Below are 19323 nucleotides of genomic sequence, written 5' to 3' on the forward strand. Positions count from 1 at the left end.
GTGAATCTATGGATCATTTGATACTATCATCTGAACACTTTATTTTTGTTGTAGCATTATTATTAATCATTGGTGTGTTGGCCACAAAAATTTCAACAAAATTAGGCGTTCCAGCTCTCATATTGTTTATCATTGTTGGTATGTTAAGCGGAAGTGAAGGCTTAGGGTTTATTTATTTTGACAACGCCAAAGTAGCTCAATTAATCGGTGTTATTGCCCTTGTTATTATTCTATTCGAAGGAGGACTTCAGACCAAATTCTCCACTGTTAAATCTGTCGCAAAGCCCGCACTATCTCTTGCAACAATAGGAGTACTACTCACTACCTCCATCGTTGCCGTTGCAGCAAAACTAATCATGGATATTAGCTGGTTTGAAGCATTTCTATTTGGTTCCATTGTCGGATCTACAGATGCAGCAGCGGTATTTTCTGTATTAAAAGGTCAAAATATTAAGGAAAGATTAGGGGCCACTCTCGAAGTGGAGTCTGGTTCAAATGATCCAATGGCCGTGTTTTTGACGGTATCGTTCATTGAAATCTTAACTATCGATGATCCATCCTATATTATGATGATCGGATCATTCTTTTGGCAGATGGGAATGGGTTTATTAATTGGTTGGATCTTAGGGAAACTTGCAGTAAATGCTATTAATCGCGTAAATCTGGACTCTAGTGGGTTATATCCTGTTTTTGCTGTTTCATTTGCCTTATTGGCTTATAGTATTACCGACTTTATCGGAGCAAGTGGCTTATTGGCTGTCTACCTATCTGCAATGATTATCGGAAATACAGATTTAACTTATCGCTATTCTATTTTAAAGTTCAATGAAGGTTTTGCTTGGATAATGCAAATCCTAATGTTTGTCATTTTAGGTCTTTTAGTATTTCCTTCTCAGTTATTTACCTTAGATGTGATCTGGAAAGGTCTTATTCTTGCGGGAACTTTGATTTTGGTTGCACGACCTATTGCAGTGCTATTATCCATTACTAAAATGGGTTTTAAATGGCGAGAAAAGCTATTCCTGTCTTGGGCAGGACTACGAGGTGCTGTTCCAATCGTACTGGCCACCTTCCCGATGATTGCAGAAGTTGAAAATAGTCAAATGATCTTCAATGTCGTATTCTTCGTTGTGATGACTTCGACTTTATTGCAAGGTTCTACGATTTCTACCTTTGCTGAGAAATTAAAGCTAACTGGTCCAACTAAAGTAGAACCAAGTCACACCTTAGAGCTTGTCTCTATAGGAAAAGCAAATGCCGAAATAATTGAATATGTAGTAAATGAAGAATCTTTTGTAAAGGGAAGTAGAATAAAAGAAATAGATTTTCCAGATGATGTATTAATTAATGCAATTATCCGAGAGGAAGATTTGATAACACCTTCAGGAGATTCACAAATCGAGGTCGGCGATATATTATATATTTTAACTTCCAAAAGAAGTAAAAAAGCACTGAACAAGTTACTAAAAGTATAGCGGTATGGAGTGATTTGATGGAGGAAAATTCTTTTTATAATAAAGTTGGTAAGATAAACGGCTGGAATTTTGATCATCTTCAAGTAACAACTGAAGGGATAGCTAAGGAGATTAGTCAAGAGGTTTATCAGTTATGTTCCCCAACAGATATTGTGCTGGATATCGGAACAGGGGGTGGGGAGAGGCTGCTAAACCTAGCTGATTCTGTTCTATTAGCAGTAGGGATAGATCTATCACAAGAAATGATCAAAAAAGCCCAAAATAATTGTACTATTCAAAATGTACGTTTTGCTGAAATGCCGGCAGACAATTTATTATTTCCAGATCAGTTTTTTGATGTCATCACTTGTCGCCATGCACCATTTTTTGCGAAAGAGGTAGAGAGAGTATTAAAGCAAGGTGGGACATTTTTAACGCAACAAGTTAGTGAAGGAGATAAAATAAATTTAAAACAAGCATTCGGACGTGGTCAAGCCTTCGAAATTGCCGATGGTACGTTAAAAGAGAGGTATAGGTCCGCAGTAGAGGATGCCGGTTTTGATCAAATTCAAGTCCATGATATAGAAGAAGTAGAATATTATCAACGTCCAGAGGATTTAATTTTTTTATTAAAGCATACCCCTATCATCCCGAATTTCGGTGAACAAGAGGATGACTGGATAATATTGGAAAAATTTATAACTGAACACCAAACAGAACAAGGAATTAAGACGAATACAAAAAAATTCCTAATAGTGGCTAGAAAATAATGTCCGTCAAGACCATATATCTTGGTAAAAGTCCAATGTAAAAGCATTATTGCCAAGATAAAAGGATATATCTAGGTAAAAGCCCAAGGTGATATCAAGATAAAATAAAGCATGGAGGTAATCACACAAGCCAGTAACTATTTTTTTATCATCAATCAGCTTTAATCTATATATATGGCTTAGCAATTACCTGTACTAAGGAGCTTATGTTTTTTTCCACAAGGATTTAGCGAGAAGCCATGTCTTTTTAAGACCGGTTGGTTCTTCTACGGCTTTTTCTAGCACCTCATGGTTTGGCTCTAATTCATTTGACGCTATTGTGCTGTCATTTTTAGGATCTTCGCTTTTATGGTCTATTATTGTGGGCGAGTTAGTAGCTTCTTGATCCGAGAATGTACTCTCTTGATTAGAAGCTTCTACTGCTATCTCCTCTTGTTTTAAAATTGGTTCGTTTTCTCCTTTTACATCAACGTTTGGTTGTTGAGCTTTCTTTATTTGCTCCTCCATTAATTCCTCTTTAACTGGAGTATTTTCCGCCTTTTGCATCTCTTCTTTTTCTTTTGATTTGGCAGTCTTTGTATTTGTTATAATAACTTTGTTTAATTCAAATTCTCTTGTTCGGAATGTCTTTTTTCCTTTACTAATAGTAATTGTTCCTCGTTTATTGTTGTTCTCTACAGAGGAGGAGTTAGATTGACTTGCTGAATTTGTGGTTGTATGGTGGTTTTTCGGTAGTTGAGTGGAAGAGGGAGTTGGTTGATGGATCGTCTTCAGCATTTGTTGTAACCTACGATATTCTGATTTTTGATTTGTCGCTTTTGACTGGATTCCGCTGTTTTTTTGTCGCTGTTCGATTGCCTTTTGGTAAGCTTCTCTTTGCTCTGCTAGTTGTTTTTTGACTTTAGCTAATTCCTCATCTGTTTTGTGAAGGACAAGATCCATTTTTTGTACAAGATCAGATGTACGTAATTCATTTACACGACCTTTGATTAATGAGATGTCTTTCTTTAATTGATTGATAGAATGATTGATTGTACGAATTTCTCCTGATATTTTCTGTTCTTGCTTTTCATAGTTATCGATTTGCCGCTGATATGAATTTTCCATTGCTATCATTTCTCCTTTTAGCTTAGAAAATTTCCTTTTTAATAAGATTAACTCTCTTTGTGACTTTAGAAACGTTTTACTGTCTTCCGAATTTATAACATCAAATGTGTGCTTATAAACCTCTAAATCACGCTTTATTTTATCAATATCTTCCGTTTTGTACAGCCTATATTGATACATGACGATTCACCCTTTTTATAGCACATTAATATAATATTGATGAAACATCAAATCGTGACAAATGTGCTAGTTTTTGTAGTAATGAGATTAGTTAAAGTGGTTGCACAAAGAAAAGAATGTTCCTTAACAAATCTGGATAATGAGCAATCGATAATTCCTCATATCTAAAAATGGATAAACTATCGAAAAACTACACTCCTAATTGGATTATTCTATTCTTGGAAGCTAATTTTCTTCAGAATTACGAAAGTCATGGTTGTTGTTACATCTGTGCGGAGTACTATTAGTATGATATTCACCTAACTTCCTAAATATCATGATATTTCCGCTAATTCACTAAAACGTTTTGCTGCACATTGTCATAGGCTATATGGACATTAATCTTATTTGGAGGTGTTTGCACGATGCAAGCAGAGAATTTAGTAGGAGGGCAGGAGCTTCTGTGTATAAATACAGAGAAGGTATATGATTGGATTTTAAATGAAGCTTCCTTTGATCTCAGTCTAAATGATTTAGACTTACCGGTAAATCCTGTTACAGGTACTCAATTAGAGTGTGATGATATTGATCTTGATACGGTTTCTTGTACAGTTGCTCCAGCCGAAATTGATCCAATTGTCGTATTAGACAGAGAAAATCAAGTTTTTATGCTTGATGGAGAAGAAGTAACACTACAACTCGTAAATATTCGAAAAAACTTTGAAGTGACGATTTTTGTTAACCTAGTGGCTGAGCTTGGAGGAGCACAGGTAGAAGTTGGTTCGGCAGATTTTACCCGCTGTGAGCAAGTAATTCTTTGTGCTCCAACAGGAACAGACATAAATGTAACTTTTACGGACTTAGATTGCTTTGTATGTACTGCAACTTGTGATCCTGGTACGACAACAGAAGTAGATGAGTTGGATGTAACCGTAACTGTTCGTCTTTGCCAAAGCATTCAATCTACTTTCCCAGTAACACTTGAGCTTGAAGCAGCTTTCTGTGAACCAAGAGACATTTTACCATTCCCACCATGCCCAGCTCCAACAATGCCAGCGCAATGTCCGGTTGTTTTCCCGAACAGCAATGGTAATAACAGATAAGCTAAGATCATAAAGATAAAGAGAGGAGAGTCCTCTCTTTATTTTTTTCGAGTAATTTTAAGATCCTGACTCATGTATAGAAAAAAACTGTTAGCATGGAGGTGCAAGCATGAACTCAATTCATTCACTACAGCGTAAAATGAAAGAATGGAAGAGTGTTCAATCTTCCCAATGGAATGAAGTCAGAGATTTAATTGCTGCTTTAGATACGAGTCAATCATTAAATATTGTTAGTTTTTTTACTTATTCTCTTAATATTACACATGCACAAGGATATGATAATTATTGCCTCGGAAGTTATCATATTAAGAATATCGGAACAAAGCCTCTTATCAATCCCTATATTTGTATAAAGTTATCCGATGAATCTATATTGGAGTTCTCTGGGAAATACCTTTATAAAAATTTTCAGAAGTCAATTCGAGTTGCTAATGCATGGGAACGCTTGAATGAATCGACAGATAAACAGGAATTTTGGTTAAGGCCAACCCATACTCAAATATTGAATCCATTTGAAACGTTAACCTTTCCGAATTTTCAAATTAAATGGAATCCTGAGGATACTTATTCTGAAAGTATACAGGGCTTTACATATGGTGACGAGCTATCAAATGGGCAAAATTCCCTTAATACCATTCATATAAATGGCTCCATCCAATTGAGGGAGGGTGAAGAGGATGAATAATGGAAACCAAGAATGGATGAAGCAATTTTTTGATCAGTATGTAAAGGATTTTACACATCATGAAGGCAATCGTAGTTTTGTTTTTCTTGAAAATCATACGTTACAAATGGTCATGACTTATTTATTCATGCACTTAGAGAATCAACCAATAACTCAAAAGAAAGAAGATATTTCAACAGAAGATTTCGAGCAATTAGAAAGGCTTTTAGATGAAATGATAGAGGAGAGTAACATGGCACACAAAGAAATGATCACGATACTTCAAGAAAAGCTGAACACGTCTTCTTAAATATCCCAATGGAAAGAAACCCCAACGCATTTTTCAAATAATAAAACCTACAGATGATTACCAGTTTTCATTAACTGGTACGTGAAGGGTTGTTAGAATGTGAAAAGTATAGAAAAGTGGTTATACTTACCAATCGAAGTAAAGGTAAGAGAGCAAGATGCTAAGCTAATATTAGCCTATCATGCGCTTAAGGAAGGATACCATGTCATGATAGGAGATCATATTCAAGTCGAAATGGCTTTAGAGAGCTTTCCAAAAGGTATCTTTTTTTCTAAAGGTGGCCCCCATGGTTTTAGAAAAAGAGTAATTACACACGCTAAGGACCATGGACATTTAGTGGTGGAGTTAGATGAAGAAGGCTTATTAATTCAAAAAAAATCATATTTAATGGATCGTATGAGAAGGGATACTCTTTTACATGTTTCCAAGGAATTTTGTTGGGGAAGCCATCAAAAAAGGTCCATTACAAGTGCAAATCCAGATCTTACGAATCGCTGTCATGAGGTAGGTAACCCAAGATTTGATTTATTACAGCCCAAATATCGGACGATCTATGAGGAAGAGGCTCAATCGATAAAGGATCAATACGGGAACTTTATTCTTGTTAATACAAGATTTTCTCAATATAATACAGCAAAGGGAAAGAAGGAAAATACGTATTATCAATTTATTAAGCAATTATATAATAGATTCCTAGATTTAGTCGAAGAGTTATGTAAAAAATTCCCACAGTACACCATAGTTATACGACCACATCCTGGCGAAGACTTTAACTCCTATCGAAAATACTTCTCTGGCTATAAAAATGTCCATGTTGTCCATGAGGGAAGTATTATAAAATGGTTAATGGCTGCTCAAGTAATTATTCATAATGGATGTACCTCTGGTATAGAAGCATTCCTTTTAAATAAACCGCTTATTTCTTTTATCCCATTTGCCACAAAAGAATTAGACCTCCCCAATCAATTAGGGAGGAAAGCAAAAAGTTATAAAGAAGTTATTTCTATACTAGAAAACATTTTTTCCTCTCAGTCGATACTAACTTCAGAAGAGAAAGAGCAGCAGCGTAGGTTGTTGTCCAACTTTTATAAATGGGATGATAATAGCTATTCTTATACCTCAATTTTACAATATTGTAGAGATCTTCAACTACCATCACATGTTACACCGAAAAATCCGAAACGGCTCTCGTTGAATAGAAAACATAGAAAACGAAAATTCACTCTTACAGGAGAAGAGATTTCAGATTTTTTTTCGAGGCTAGATCAAATTGAAGGCAATTCTACATCCTATCAAATAGTACCAATAGCTGCTAATTTATATAAACTTAGTCTTAAGTAGTTCAGTGAGGGATGAACAATCCCCCACTGATAAATACCTCTATTTTAAACAACATCCTCCACGACGTCTAATAATTGCTTTTTTCTTAACAGAGGATGAAATAACAATTGGTTCATTGGAATTGGAATTCTCGGAGTTATTTTGTCTATTTTTACCTGACTTATCCTTTGCCTTCATGAAAACAGCTCCTTCATACTTTATATTTCATTATAGTAAATTGAGTTAAATTTGGAATGGGCAAATTCACAATAACTAGAAAAAAAGGCAATGGACATCTAGTGAGATTAGCCCATGTAGTTATTACGTAAGCAAATATTGCTAGAATAATTTAATGCTATTACTGGGTGGAATGTAATTTTGTTTTACTGGTTGGATGTGAGAAGGCTTCCATTCATGATGATTTTTCTCAGATGGATTTGTTCTGTGTAAGGAATGAAGTATCGTTTGAATTTGGCGATACTCAGATTGATTATTCTTAGGAGCTATTAGATCCGGCTCGTCTATTGATCTTAGGTTCTGTATTCGTTCATTATGCTGATCCAAATCCTTTTTTAGTTCGGTAATTTGGTTATCCGTTTTGTTCATGCTGGAGTTTACTTTGTTTAATAGCTCCTCCACCCGTAGATCTTCTATGTCCTTCTTAATTAATTCAACCTCTTGTTTTAATTGCGTGATCGATTGCTGAAGAGTGCTGATAGGATCGGTTATTCTTTCATCACTTACATTCTCTTCATTCATTTCGAATCTCCTTTCAATGATTATCCTTCCATGTTACTTATTCTATCGTATGGTTGATTGCCCAAATCGTGATTAGTCTTAACCTAATGAGTAAAATCTAGCGAGTGTATGAACCAATTAATCCATTACATCATAGGCTATAAGTGAAAATTCTCTAATCTCTTTCTCTTCCAATGAAAAGAAGAGCGATCAATCTTTTTAGGAGGTGTATATTTTGAATTGTTATCAAGTCGACGGAGAGCAAGAAATTCTTTGTATTAATACGAAAAAAGTTTACGACTGGATTTTAAATGAAGCAGAATTTGATTTAACTTTAAACAATCTAGATTTACCTGTAAATCCAGTTACAGGTATACAATTAGAATGTGATGATATAGACCTTAATAGCGTTAGTTGTACGGTTACACCAACAGAAACAGATCCCATTACAATATTAGGCAGAGAGAACCAACTCGTTTTTATAGATGGTGAGGAAGTAGTTCTCCAAATCGTCAATATTCGCAAAAATTTTGAGGTAACGGTATTTGTGAACTTAATCGCTGCATTAGGTGGTGCTACAGTAGAAGTCGGTTCCGTTGAATTTTCTCGCTGTGAACAAGTAATTATGTGTGCTCCCGATGGAACGGATATTGACGTAATCAATGTAGACTTAGACTGTTTTGTTTGTACTACTAGTTGTGAACCTGGCACAACGACAGAGGTGGATGAGCTAGATGTGACTGTCAATGTTCGTTTATGCCAGAGCATTCAATCAACATTTGATGTAACACTGGAAATTGAAGCGGCTTTCTGTCAACCAAGAGACATTTTACCATTCCCGCCATGTCCAGCTCCAACCATTCCATTACAATGCCCTGTTGTGTTCCCCAATAATAATGTTATAGAAAAAAAGCATGAGATGAAGGAGGATTTTCATCCACCTGAACTAAATGACTTTCAGGAGCTAATGGAAAATCATCACACAGCAATTCATGATGCAAGCATGGATACAAATGAAATGAAAGATAATGAATAAAGGGAGGATAATACCCTCTCTTTATTTTTTTTTGGAAGCTTAAGATTAGCTTATGAAAAACAAAAAAAGTGGAATAGGTCGATATAAGAGAACCTGTTAAAATACATAAATTGCTCAAAAGCTTAAGGATTAAAAAATGGGTTGAAAATATAGGCCATGCTCTTTAACTAATAAGCTCCCCTTTAATATATATATTAGAGTACACAAGATAAGGAAGGCTCAAGAAATGGAAGGAGCATGGGTGAAGATAACTAAATCAGAGTTAACCGTCCGCAAGACCACCACTTCAGGATGTGAAAGTAACGCGGTCCGACCGGATATTAGTCACTAAACATTCTGTTAAGTTTCGTTAATGAATAATCCTCCATGATGGTAGTCTCGCTTTATCACAAACGGATATTAACTTGGTAAATTGAAAATGGCTTCAACAGAAAGACAAGAGGCCTTATGGATGAAAGGTACGGGGAATAATTTGCAATGAAAGAGGGAGATGTTGTGTATTTTGAAAATAAAAGAATTTTAATCATTGGAGGTACTGGGACTATAGGTACAAGCCTTGTAGGATACCTATTAAAAGAAAATCCACAAATTATAAAAATATTGAGTCGTGATGAATATAAGCAACACATGATGAAGGAAGCTTTTGATTATCATGAGAAATTACATTTTATTATCGGAGATGCACGTGAGTATGACAGTTTAATCGAAGCAATGGATAGGATAGATTATGTCATACATGTTGCGGCAATGAAGAGAGTAGAAGTCTGTGAAAGTAATCCATTTGAGGCAGTAAGAACGAATGTGATGGGAACGTATAACGTAATGAAAGCAGCAACTCAACAACATGTCAAAAAGGTTGTGTTTACAAGCTCAGACAAAGCGATATCACCAACCAATGCTTATGGAGCAACAAAGCTTCTAGCGGAAAGAATGATAGCAGCTACTGAAAAAAATAAAGAATCGTCTACTATTTTTGCTAGTGTTCGTTTCGGCAATGTTATGGGCTCAAGAGGATCAGTCATTCCATTATTCATTGAACAGATTAAAAACAACCAAAGAATCAATGTGACAAATAAGAACATGACGAGGTTTATGATGACACTGGAGCAAGCTACAGAATTAACCTTAAAAGCTTTAAGAGAAGCGCAAGGTGGAGAAGTATTTGTCTTGAAAATGCCTGTCATTCAATTAGGGCTGCTAGCGGAGGTTTTAATCGAAGAGATAGCAAAACAAAATAGATTAAGAGAAGATGGTATAGAAGTAAAGGTTACAGGACTTCGAACTGGTGAGAAGATGTATGAAGAATTAATGACAATGGATGAATCCAAAACAGCATTAGAGTTACAAGATATGTACATCATTCCAAGTCTATCGAATAACAACAAGGCGTACGAAGGGGCAAAGAAAGCTGATATACGAACCTACAGCTCGTCCAGTCAAAAAGCCTTAGATCGAGAAGGATTACGGGCATTATTAAAGAAAGCTGGATTCATTTAATTAAGAGGAAGAGGAGAAGGTTCCAATGGATAGTTTTTTGCAAAATTATTGGTCTGTTTATCTTGATTATCTTCAAGACTTTGAAAGTTTAGAATATTTAGGATTTTCTTTACCATTTTTGTGTCATTTACCAAGCTACCTTCTACCAAAACCATCTTTATTAACACAAATCGAAAAAATGGATCGCAAACATTTAAGAAATCATGTCCAAAACCAAAAAGAAATACAAACCGTTTTTAATCAATTTGTTGCTACACATACCAAACCAAAAAGAAGAGTAGAAAATGGAAAGGTTGTCTTACATGTAGATAAATTACTACGCTTTCCACCATCAACAATGCAAAGTCATTTCGATCGTAAGAAAACGATTCTATTAATTAATAGCAATGGGCCAAAACAAAAACAAGTAAAGCCAAGTCTAAAAACACAATCACCACGAACATACCGCGCAAAAACGGAAGGGAAGGCTATTCCGCTAACGAACACGGTCAGGGTTAGCAAATCAAAACTAAAGGGAAAATCCAGATCGAATTATCGTGTAACTCAAAATATGCTCACCTATTATCTGCAAAACTACACAGGAGAAGTCGAGAGTGCTATTAAAGAAGCTCAACAAAAAGCGAGACAAATATTAGCAGGATTTAAAAATCATCCTATTTATAGCGATCCAGCCTTCCAAAAATGGTTATTAAACAATATTTTAGTAGTTATTAGACAAATATCTGCTGCCGTTGGTTTTCTAAAGAGAGTACCTGTCTCATGCTTAGTTGTGTCTACGACCCATAGTTATGTAAGTCGAATTCTTTCTATTGTAGCTGCTGAAAAAGGAATACCATCCATTTGTATGCAGCATGGAATCATTTCAAGTGAACTTGGTTATATACCAAAAATAGCGACAGTCGATGCTGTTTATGGCAATTATGAGAAAGAATTCTATCTGAATTTAGGAGCACCCAAAGGCTCTGTAGAGGTTATTGGTCACCCGAGATTTGATGAAAGATTTAATACAAAAGTCGTAAGGAGAGCAACTTTTGATAAAAAGTTAGGATTAAATCCTCGTAGAAAAAACGTCATGATTGCATTACGAGGAGAAGACGATATTAATAGATGGCGTATTTTGATCAAGAAAATAGATAGAAAACTAAAGGTGAACATTTTGATTAAGAACTATCCAAGCAAACAGCCACATATCCTTACGAAGGAATTTCGACATGTTTATTCAACAGGAAGCTATGGACTTTATGATATTTTTCCTAATGTGGATGCTGTTGTTACTTATTCTTCAACTGTAGGATTAGAGGCAATGCTCCATGGCAAACCAGTATTTGTTTTAAATAAAAGTTTTAGAGGCTTTACAGGCTACTACCATCTTCTTGATCAATTAGAACAAACCAGTCCAGGAGTTTTGGCAAATATCATTATCAAGTATTTTTCCGATGCAAAGTTTCGTCATTATACGGATAAAATCCGTAAATCTTTCTTAAGCAAAGCGTATTCAATTCAAAGTAGCTCTGGTGAAAGATTAAAAACTTTAATTAAAAGATTAACCAAATAATCATTCATGTCGGGAAGGAGAAATTTGGATGAGTAAAAGCCTAGGAGAAATTCATGACTATTGGAAGCATGTGAGTAAATCCGATTATTATATTGATAAAGTGGGAAGAAGTGAATTATTACTAGAATATATTCAGAAGTATAGTGAGAATAGACACAGAATCTTAGAACTTGGGTGTAATGTTGGAAGAAATCTGAATCATTTAATGAAAAATCACTACAGGAATTTGACAGGTATTGAAATAAGTGAAGAGGCTGTGAATTCTCTTAAAAAGAATTTTCCCACCTTATACGAAGATGCTACGATTATTCATTCACCAATCGAAAATATTATTAAAGAAATACCTAATAATCAATATCACGTCGTCTTTACCATGGCTGTATTAGAGCATATTCATCCAGAAAGTGAATGGATATTTAAAGAGATGGCACGAGTAACGAAATCCTATCTTATTACCATTGAAGCGGAGACAGCAAAAAATTGGCGCTTATTTCCAAGGAATTATAAAGTGATTTTTGAAAACTTAGGGATGAAGCAAATCGAAGCAAATACTGGGGAAAAAGAACTCGGTTTAGGCGCATATACGATTCGTGTTTTTAAAAAGCAAAAGGGTTTAACAAAATTCTTCAGTAAGATGTTTCAAAGAAACTAGGTGATCTTGTGGAGACAAAAATGCGCAATTACTGGTCGTTGTATTATCATTTTTTACAGGAGTTTAAAGAACTTACGTATAAAGGTTTTTCACTTCCGTACATTTTACACTTTCCTAACCTAGTTAGAAACAATAAAGAAGTGGCTAATGCTTTAGGGCAGGAAAATTTTGCGGATACCTTAACCTACCAAATAAATCATCAAAGAGAATTTCAAGCAGCATTCACCAAATATGTAAATTCACATCATAAAAGGTTTAAAAAGAAAAAAATCAATAATGGTAAGATTGCTATTCACGTTGATCCGATTCTCCGAATACCAGATAAATCTTATGAGAAATCCTTTAAAAAATCTAAATCGTTAATCGTTGTAGCGGATCCCACTACCTCTTCCACTTCAAAAAATAAGACTATTAAGTTTGGCTTACCAGTTAAGAACCTCTGTCATTATCGTACCTCCGCCTATAAAAAAGAGATTCTTGCTGTTCAAAATAAAGCAAGGGCTTTATTTCAATCAACTAAACATAGTCCTTTTTATCAAAATCAATTGTTCCAAGCAAAAGTGATAAAAAAAATTCCACAAGCAATTAAAATGATCGAACAAGTAAATCAATTCTTTGATGAGGTTCCGATTTCATGTGTACTTGTGTCAAGCACGCATAGTTATATCAGTCGGATTCTATCATTAGTGGCAGCTGAAAGAGGGATACCAAGTATTTGTCTTCAGCATGGAATAATGAATAGTGAGCAAGGCTTTATTCCAAAGATAGCAACAATTGATGCAGTCTATGGCCAATTCGAAGTAGATTGGTATAAGCAATTAGGAGTGAATCAACATGGATTAAAAATTATCGGACATCCACGATTTGATCAAGCGAAGCAGTTACCACAACAAACAAGGAAAGCATTCCATCAAAATTTGGGTTTGGATCCAAGAAAGAAAACAATTATGCTTGTTGTCCGTGAAAATCAAAAAATTGAGAAGTGGAGGCTATTCTTAAAAACTATCTATGCCAAAAAGTTGGATGTCAATATTCTTATTAAAGATATACCTGGAAAGGATGCCCATCCATTAACAAAGGAATTTCCAGTCGTCTCTTCCTCTAAAATCAGTAGTCTATACGATATATTGCCACATGTAGATTGTGTTGTTTCCTATACTTCAACCGTTGCACTAGAATCCATGTTAGCAGATAAACCTGTTTTTATTCTCGATAATTCATTCCCAAATTATACCGGTTATTATAACCCATTAAATGAAATGGTTCAAAAGGATCCCCGTAAGCTTGCCAAATTAGTTACTTTATTTTTTACAACACCGCACTGGAAAAGCTATGCAAAGAATAAGCGAGAGCAATTTTTGCGCTATGCATACCCATACAAGGGTATTTCAGAGAAAAGGTTGAAAGCATTGATATATGAATTAATGAATGGTAAATTTACACCTTTTTAACATGTATATTCTTAAATTGAACGAATATGATGGATGTAATCCTAAAGAAAAGAAGGAATGTTCACTCTTTTTCGTTCACTCAGGAAAGGGGTGGTTTTATGATTAGCCGTTTATCTGACCTAATCATAGGTACTGCGCAATTCGGCTTAGACTACGGAATCACTAATTTAAATGGCCGGACCTCTAAAGAGGAAGTGAAAAAAATACTACAATATTGCCGAAATAATAATATTCATATTCTCGATGCAGCAGCCGATTACGGAAAGAGTGAACAAGTTTTAGGAGAAATCATCACAGATAACTATTTTACTATTTATTCTAAAACCCCTCATATATTTGTAGAATCTATAAAAAATGTGGACCTACAAAAGATTAATGAAAGCTTTTATCAATCCTTGAAGAAATTAAAGGTAAATCAAATCGAAGGAATTTTTGTTCATAATGTCCAAAATCTAATAGTAGCAAATGGTAATAAATTGTTTCGGCTACTTCAAGGATGGAAAGAGGAGGGGCTAATCAAGAAAATAGGTGTATCGATCTATGACGAAGACATGGTTTCCACTTTACTAGAAAATTATGATTTGGATGTCTTTCAAATTCCGATCAATCTCTATGATCAACGCTTACTTCACTCTGGAGCATTGCGAAAAATAAAAGATAAAGATATAGAAATTCATGCTAGATCGATCTTTCTCCAAGGTATCTTACTTGCAGATGAACATATGCTACCCAAAAAATTCCATCGTTATATACCTTATAACCAAAAACTAAAGGCCTTTCTAGATAAGTACCAAATGACAAAACTGGATGGAGCCTTAAAGTTTGTCTCACAAATCGATGAAATTGATCATATATTAGTTGGTATTAACCACCTGCAGCAACTAGAAGAAATCGTGGCGTCATTTGAAGCATTAGATGACAGGAAGATTCTTTTCGATTCCTTTCAACTCTCAGATATAGATTTGATTGATCCAAGGAGATGGTAAAAATGCTAAAGCTCGGAATAATTGGTATGAATGAGGGAAATGGTCATCCCTATTCTTGGTCAGCGATCTGTAATGGCTATGATCCAGAATATATGCAAGATTGCCCTTTCCCTACCATACCTCAATATTTGAGTGAAAAAAAATTCCCAGATGATGCGATCAAATGTGCGAAAGTAACCCATATTTGGACACAGGATAGAACAATTTCTCAACACATTGCTAGATCAGCTAACATTGCGCATATTGTAGATAAAAAGGAAGAAATGATTGGAAAGGTGGACGCTATTCTGTTAGCGAGAGATGATTATGAGAATCATCTTATCAATAGTGAGATTTTTATCGAAGCAGGCCTTCCTATTTATATCGATAAGCCGTTAGCGATTCATCGGAAAAAGGCAGAAGAAATTTTACTAAAGGAAAAGGAAAAAGGCCAAATCTTTTCTTGCTCTGCCCTTAAATATGCCACTGAATATAATCTAGCAAAAGATAGATTAAAAAGGGTTGGAAAGATCAAATCAATTCATGCTGTTGTGATGAAGTCGTGGGAGAAATATGCAATTCATGTGATAGATCCAATTTTGCGCTTGATCGGCTATCACCATCTCATTCAATCATCCACTGTAACGAAATCTGATGGCGCTGTTCATGTAAATTACCTAACACAAGACGATGTATTAATTAATATAACAGTAGTAGAGGAAGCAATATATTTACCATTTCGAATTACACTGATTGGTACAGATGACTATATGGAGCTGGAAATGAAAGACACTTTTCTTGCATTTAAGTCTTCATTAGAGAAATTTATCGGTATTGTAACAAGAAAGGAAGCTCCACTTTCTCATGAAGAAATGTTAAAAACAGTCGAATTTATTGAGGCAGGGATTTAATCTATGAAAGAAACGATTTTCATTACTGGAGGTACTGGTAAAGTAGGATTTCAGCTTGTTCAACACTTTTTAAATAATGGATACAAGGTGCTAACCACCTCGAGATATGAAGCAAAGCTTACAGACATGAGAGAAAAATTGAAAAATACCAATCATTTTTACTCATTAGCTGTCGATATAGAAGCCGACCACGCACTGCGAACCATTGACCTGTTTTGTGAACAAAATAATCTAGTGATCAATATACTAATAAATAATGCTCGTAATCGAGATTATCTACAAATCGTTGATGGTAAAACACCACGTGATCAATGGCTAAATGAATTTAACCTAAATGTAGTGGTTCCATATGAATGGTCCATGCATTTTGCCCAAAAGGACCCATTAGTTTTACGATCTGTTATTAATATTTCATCTATCTACGGGATTGTTGCACCAAATGTCCATCTATATGAAGATTTTGAATCTGAATCTCCAATTAATTACGGTGTGTCCAAAGCAGCACAAATTCACTTAACCAAGGAATTAGCAGTACGAATGGCATCAAAGGGGATAGCCGTTAATTGCATATCATTTGGAGGAATTAAAGGCCGTGTTGATCAAGCATTTGCTGAAAGGTACGCAAAACTCACTCCATCAGGTGATATGCTAGCAGAGGAAGATGTAATTGGAGCAGTAGATTTTTTTGTTTCTAATAAGTCTAAGCAAATTACAGGGCACAATTTGGTGATTGATGGTGGGTGGACAATTTGGTAAAGGAATCCATTTGCATTATTCCTGCTCGAGGCAATTCTAAACGAATTCCAAATAAAAACAGAATGGAATTTCATGGTAAGCCAATGCTTGCATGGACTATTTTGGCTGCAAAGGAATCTCAACTTTTTGATCATATAATCGTGAGTACAGATAATGAAAAAATCGCAGAAATATCCCAAAAGTATGGTGCAGAGGTTCCTTTTCTACGGAAGAAGCACGCTGATGACCAATCTCCAGTTAGCTTAGCTTCCTTCAGTGCATTAATCGAAGCTGAGAAGTTTTTTGAGAAGGAATTTTCCACTATTGTTCAATTAATGCCCAATTGTCCACTGAGGACTAGTGAGGATATTCGCAACTCTATTAATTATTTTGAGAAGTCAAACACCGCCTTCCAGATCAGTGTAACAAGATATCAATGGCTGAATCCATGGTGGGCATTGCATATAGATACAAACAATCAACCGAAGCCAATTTTTGAAGAAGAATTACGCTCTAGATCTCAGGATCTTCCAGAGCTATATTGTCCAACTGGTGCTATTTGGATTGCTCAAGCAGAAGCTTTTAAAAAGGAAAAAACCTTCTATGGAAAGAACTATCAAATTTGTGAGCTCGACTGGGAAAGTGCTATCGATATTGACACAAAAGAAGATTTAGCGATGGCTGAATTATTAATGAAAGAGCGATTAAGAATAAATGAGGTGAATTGATTGAATATTTTAGTAACTGGTGGTGCTGGCTTTATTGGAAGATGGGTAGTAGCTCGACTATTAAAGGACGGCCACCAAGTTTGGGTATTAGATGATTTATCTAATGGTAGAAAGGAAAACCTTAAAGAATTTGAATCCAACCATCATTTTAATGGATTAACCTATGGAGATATTAAGGACATTCCTCTTCTAGAGAAGTTGTTCGAGAATTCCTTTGATATTTGCTATCATCTAGCGGCAAGCATTAATGTACAGGACAGTATTGATGAACCGAGCACGACGTTCGCTAATGATGTGGTTGGAACCTTTAATATTCTAGAACAATGTAAAAAAAATCAAACAAAGGTTATCTTTATGAGCACTTGTATGGTTTACGATAAAGCCATGGATGATAGTGGAATCAAGGAGACAAATCAGGTGAAACCAGCATCCCCGTATGCGGGTGCGAAATTAGCGGCAGAAAATATGGTGTTGTCTTACTATTATGCATATGGATTACCTGTTACTGTTATTCGACCTTTTAACACATATGGCCCCTTTCAAAAAACGGGGGGAGAAGGCGGAGTTGTTGCTATTTTTCTAAAGAACAAACTTGCGGGTAAAACCTTACAAATTTATGGTGATGGAAAACAAACAAGGGATCTATTATATGTAGAGGATTGCGCACGGTTTGTCGTCGAAACAGGATATGCCTCCAATGTAGATGGGGAAATCATTAATGCTGGATTAGGCAAGGATATTTCGATTAATGAATTAGCGAAATTAATAGTAAAGGACGAAGCACGTATTACGCATGTACCACATATTCATCCACAAAGTGAAATTGCTCGATTATTATGTGATTATACGAAAGCAAAGCAATTATTAGGCTGGGAGCCTATGCATAGCCTAGAGGAAGGGATCATGAAAACGGAAGAATGGATTACATCAACGAATTTAATATAAGGAAGGAAGCACCATGAGAAAAAAAGAACAGCTTGCCATTTATGGAGGGAAGCCAGTAAGAGACGCTTATTTACCCTACGGGAGTCAATGGATCGAAGACGAAGATATTCAGGCAGTTAGTAATGTTTTAAGAAGTGATTATTTGACAACAGGCCCTATTATTCAGGCTTTTGAGGAAAGCGTAGCGGATTATGTTGGAGCAAAATATGCTGTTGCCTTCTCAAGCGGTACAGCAGCATTGCATGCGGCTTGCTATGCAGCAAATATCGACGAGGGGGATGAAGTGATCACAACCCCTATGACTTTTGCTGCCACTTCGAATGCAATATTATATTTGGATGGTAAACCAGTGTTTGCTGATATTGATCCTCTCACCTATACTATTTCTCCAGAAAGAATAGAACCCCTCATTACGGGAAAAACGAAAGCGATTATCACCGTGGATTATACCGGTCAGCCTGCAAATTATGATCAAATTCAACAGCTAGCCAAAAAACACAAGCTGTTGGTTATAGATGACGCCGCTCATGCATTAGGTGCGACATACAAAGGAAAACGAATAGGGTCCATCGCTGATATGACAATGTTTAGCTTTCATCCGGTAAAACATATTACAACCGGTGAGGGGGGAATGATTACTACAAATCAAAAGTCCTTATATGATAAATTAAAAAGCTTTCGCACACATGGGATTACAAGAGATCCAAACAGATGGTTGTATCATGATCATCCATGGTATTACGAGATGCAAGATCTTGGCTTTAATTATCGAATGACCGACTTTCAAGCAGCATTAGGGCTAAGTCAGCTTAAGAAATCGGACAAATTTCTTCGTACGAGAAGAACATATGCGAAACAATATACGGAACAGTTCAAAGATTTAAATGCTATTATTACACCGTTTCAACACGAAGATGGTCATTCTAGCTGGCATTTATATATGATTCGCTTAAAGTCAAACAAAATAAAAGCTGATCGCTTACTATTTTTCCAAGCATTACAGAAAGAAAACATTGGGGTGAATGTTCATTATATTCCAGTATATTGGCATCCCTATTATCAGCAATTGGGATATAAGAAAGGAATATGTCCAGTTGCAGAAAATCTATATGAAGAAATCATTACTCTTCCTCTATATCCGAAAATGTCAGAACAGGATATTCAAGATGTCATAGCTGCTGTGAAAAAGGTTCATGCCTATTTTTCTACTGATTGAGGTGAGG

General features: G+C 35.6%; 20 protein-coding genes. 17 read left to right on the plus strand and 3 right to left on the minus strand.

Annotated elements, in window-relative coordinates; all coding sequences use genetic code 11:
- The first annotated feature begins 8 nt into the window (after positions 1 to 8).
- Complete coding sequence (locus DLJ74_RS07145; protein WP_109983952.1) at positions 9 to 1475, plus strand: potassium/proton antiporter; 1467 nt, start codon at positions 9 to 11, stop codon at positions 1473 to 1475.
- 17 nt (positions 1476 to 1492) lie between these two features.
- On the plus strand, positions 1493 to 2224 hold the full coding sequence (locus tag DLJ74_RS07150) for a class I SAM-dependent methyltransferase (RefSeq protein ID WP_109983953.1): 732 nt from the start codon (positions 1493 to 1495) through the stop codon (positions 2222 to 2224).
- A gap of 204 nt (positions 2225 to 2428) precedes the next feature.
- On the opposite strand, the gene DLJ74_RS07155 is transcribed toward DLJ74_RS07150, so the two are convergent.
- Complete coding sequence (locus tag DLJ74_RS07155) at positions 2429 to 3511, minus strand: hypothetical protein (RefSeq protein WP_109983954.1); 1083 nt, start codon at positions 3509 to 3511, stop codon at positions 2429 to 2431.
- Positions 3512 to 3915: 404 nt separating this feature from the next.
- On the opposite strand from DLJ74_RS07155, the gene DLJ74_RS07160 reads away from it, so the two are divergent.
- The 4 genes from DLJ74_RS07160 (at position 3916) to DLJ74_RS07175 (ending at position 6908) form a co-directional block, all read left to right on the plus strand.
- Positions 3916 to 4593: a BMQ_0737 family morphogenetic spore coat protein gene (locus tag DLJ74_RS07160; protein ID WP_054859060.1), complete on the plus strand. Its 678-nt coding sequence runs from the start codon at positions 3916 to 3918 to the stop codon at positions 4591 to 4593.
- 109 nt (positions 4594 to 4702) lie between these two features.
- A complete protein-coding gene (locus DLJ74_RS20635) occupies positions 4703 to 5278 on the plus strand; it encodes a hypothetical protein (protein WP_219987222.1) in 576 nt (191 codons plus the stop codon).
- Positions 5271 to 5567: a hypothetical protein gene (locus DLJ74_RS07170; RefSeq protein WP_054859062.1), complete on the plus strand. Its 297-nt coding sequence runs from the start codon at positions 5271 to 5273 to the stop codon at positions 5565 to 5567. The genes DLJ74_RS20635 and DLJ74_RS07170 overlap by 8 nt, the downstream gene beginning before the upstream one ends.
- A 99-nt stretch (positions 5568 to 5666) precedes the next feature.
- The gene (locus tag DLJ74_RS07175) at positions 5667 to 6908 is read left to right on the plus strand and encodes a surface carbohydrate biosynthesis protein (protein WP_109983956.1); all 1242 of its coding nucleotides are present in this window, start codon (positions 5667 to 5669) and stop codon (positions 6906 to 6908) included.
- A 39-nt stretch (positions 6909 to 6947) separates the two neighbouring features.
- Here DLJ74_RS07175 and DLJ74_RS20400 read toward each other — a convergent pair whose 3' ends face one another.
- Complete coding sequence (locus DLJ74_RS20400; RefSeq protein WP_181397458.1) at positions 6948 to 7085, minus strand: hypothetical protein; 138 nt, start codon at positions 7083 to 7085, stop codon at positions 6948 to 6950.
- A 141-nt stretch (positions 7086 to 7226) separates the two neighbouring features.
- Positions 7227 to 7646 (minus strand): hypothetical protein, encoded by a 420-nt coding sequence (locus DLJ74_RS07180; RefSeq protein WP_109983957.1) that lies wholly within the window; start codon positions 7644 to 7646, stop codon positions 7227 to 7229.
- A 214-nt stretch (positions 7647 to 7860) separates the two neighbouring features.
- Between DLJ74_RS07180 and DLJ74_RS07185 the strand changes: the two genes are divergently transcribed.
- From DLJ74_RS07185 to pseC, 11 genes are all read left to right on the plus strand, one after another.
- Positions 7861 to 8661 (plus strand): BMQ_0737 family morphogenetic spore coat protein, encoded by an 801-nt coding sequence (locus DLJ74_RS07185; protein ID WP_245902292.1) that lies wholly within the window; start codon positions 7861 to 7863, stop codon positions 8659 to 8661.
- 495 nt (positions 8662 to 9156) lie between these two features.
- Entirely contained in the window at positions 9157 to 10158 is a 1002-nt protein-coding gene (locus tag DLJ74_RS07190; protein ID WP_109984579.1) for an SDR family NAD(P)-dependent oxidoreductase, read from the plus strand.
- A gap of 25 nt (positions 10159 to 10183) precedes the next feature.
- Complete coding sequence (locus tag DLJ74_RS07195) at positions 10184 to 11713, plus strand: capsular polysaccharide export protein, LipB/KpsS family (RefSeq protein ID WP_109983958.1); 1530 nt, start codon at positions 10184 to 10186, stop codon at positions 11711 to 11713.
- A 28-nt stretch (positions 11714 to 11741) separates the two neighbouring features.
- Positions 11742 to 12365, plus strand: coding sequence for a class I SAM-dependent methyltransferase (locus DLJ74_RS07200; RefSeq protein WP_109983959.1), 624 nt, complete (start codon positions 11742 to 11744; stop codon positions 12363 to 12365).
- A gap of 20 nt (positions 12366 to 12385) precedes the next feature.
- Complete coding sequence (locus tag DLJ74_RS07205; RefSeq protein WP_109983960.1) at positions 12386 to 13816, plus strand: hypothetical protein; 1431 nt, start codon at positions 12386 to 12388, stop codon at positions 13814 to 13816.
- Between the two features lie 98 nt (positions 13817 to 13914).
- Positions 13915 to 14802 (plus strand): aldo/keto reductase, encoded by an 888-nt coding sequence (locus DLJ74_RS07210; protein ID WP_181397460.1) that lies wholly within the window; start codon positions 13915 to 13917, stop codon positions 14800 to 14802.
- 2 nt (positions 14803 to 14804) lie between these two features.
- Positions 14805 to 15692: a Gfo/Idh/MocA family oxidoreductase gene (locus tag DLJ74_RS07215; protein ID WP_054787863.1), complete on the plus strand. Its 888-nt coding sequence runs from the start codon at positions 14805 to 14807 to the stop codon at positions 15690 to 15692.
- Between the two features lie 3 nt (positions 15693 to 15695).
- Entirely contained in the window at positions 15696 to 16448 is a 753-nt protein-coding gene (locus tag DLJ74_RS07220) for an SDR family oxidoreductase (RefSeq protein WP_109983963.1), read from the plus strand.
- Entirely contained in the window at positions 16442 to 17155 is a 714-nt protein-coding gene (locus tag DLJ74_RS07225; RefSeq protein ID WP_219987223.1) for an acylneuraminate cytidylyltransferase family protein, read from the plus strand. The genes DLJ74_RS07220 and DLJ74_RS07225 overlap by 7 nt, the downstream gene beginning before the upstream one ends.
- On the plus strand, positions 17156 to 18100 hold the full coding sequence (locus DLJ74_RS07230; RefSeq protein ID WP_109983965.1) for a dTDP-glucose 4,6-dehydratase: 945 nt from the start codon (positions 17156 to 17158) through the stop codon (positions 18098 to 18100). It abuts the gene before it with no gap.
- Between the two features lie 13 nt (positions 18101 to 18113).
- Positions 18114 to 19316: a UDP-4-amino-4,6-dideoxy-N-acetyl-beta-L-altrosamine transaminase gene (gene pseC / locus DLJ74_RS07235; RefSeq protein WP_109983966.1), complete on the plus strand. Its 1203-nt coding sequence runs from the start codon at positions 18114 to 18116 to the stop codon at positions 19314 to 19316.
- Positions 19317 to 19323 lie beyond the last annotated feature (7 nt).

The organism is Gracilibacillus dipsosauri (assembly GCF_003176895.1).
Lineage (GTDB): Bacteria > Bacillota > Bacilli > Bacillales > Amphibacillaceae > Gracilibacillus > Gracilibacillus dipsosauri.

What these genes read in the sequence shown, in the direction of transcription:
- DLJ74_RS07145 (WP_109983952.1), top strand. Translation starts at nt 9, where the DNA reads ATGGATCATTTGATACTATCATCTGAACACTTTATTTTTGTTGTAGCA.
- DLJ74_RS07150 (WP_109983953.1), top strand. Translation starts at nt 1,493, where the DNA reads ATGGAGGAAAATTCTTTTTATAATAAAGTTGGTAAGATAAACGGCTGG.
- DLJ74_RS07155 (WP_109983954.1), bottom strand. Translation starts at nt 3,511, where the DNA reads ATGTATCAATATAGGCTGTACAAAACGGAAGATATTGATAAAATAAAG.
- DLJ74_RS07160 (WP_054859060.1), top strand. Translation starts at nt 3,916, where the DNA reads ATGCAAGCAGAGAATTTAGTAGGAGGGCAGGAGCTTCTGTGTATAAAT.
- DLJ74_RS20635 (WP_219987222.1), top strand. Translation starts at nt 4,703, where the DNA reads ATGAACTCAATTCATTCACTACAGCGTAAAATGAAAGAATGGAAGAGT.
- DLJ74_RS07170 (WP_054859062.1), top strand. Translation starts at nt 5,271, where the DNA reads ATGAATAATGGAAACCAAGAATGGATGAAGCAATTTTTTGATCAGTAT.
- DLJ74_RS20400 (WP_181397458.1), bottom strand. Translation starts at nt 7,085, where the DNA reads ATGAAGGCAAAGGATAAGTCAGGTAAAAATAGACAAAATAACTCCGAG.
- DLJ74_RS07180 (WP_109983957.1), bottom strand. Translation starts at nt 7,646, where the DNA reads ATGAATGAAGAGAATGTAAGTGATGAAAGAATAACCGATCCTATCAGC.
- DLJ74_RS07195 (WP_109983958.1), top strand. Translation starts at nt 10,184, where the DNA reads ATGGATAGTTTTTTGCAAAATTATTGGTCTGTTTATCTTGATTATCTT.
- DLJ74_RS07200 (WP_109983959.1), top strand. Translation starts at nt 11,742, where the DNA reads ATGAGTAAAAGCCTAGGAGAAATTCATGACTATTGGAAGCATGTGAGT.
- DLJ74_RS07205 (WP_109983960.1), top strand. Translation starts at nt 12,386, where the DNA reads ATGCGCAATTACTGGTCGTTGTATTATCATTTTTTACAGGAGTTTAAA.
- DLJ74_RS07210 (WP_181397460.1), top strand. Translation starts at nt 13,915, where the DNA reads ATGATTAGCCGTTTATCTGACCTAATCATAGGTACTGCGCAATTCGGC.
- DLJ74_RS07215 (WP_054787863.1), top strand. Translation starts at nt 14,805, where the DNA reads ATGCTAAAGCTCGGAATAATTGGTATGAATGAGGGAAATGGTCATCCC.
- DLJ74_RS07220 (WP_109983963.1), top strand. Translation starts at nt 15,696, where the DNA reads ATGAAAGAAACGATTTTCATTACTGGAGGTACTGGTAAAGTAGGATTT.
- pseC (WP_109983966.1), top strand. Translation starts at nt 18,114, where the DNA reads ATGAGAAAAAAAGAACAGCTTGCCATTTATGGAGGGAAGCCAGTAAGA.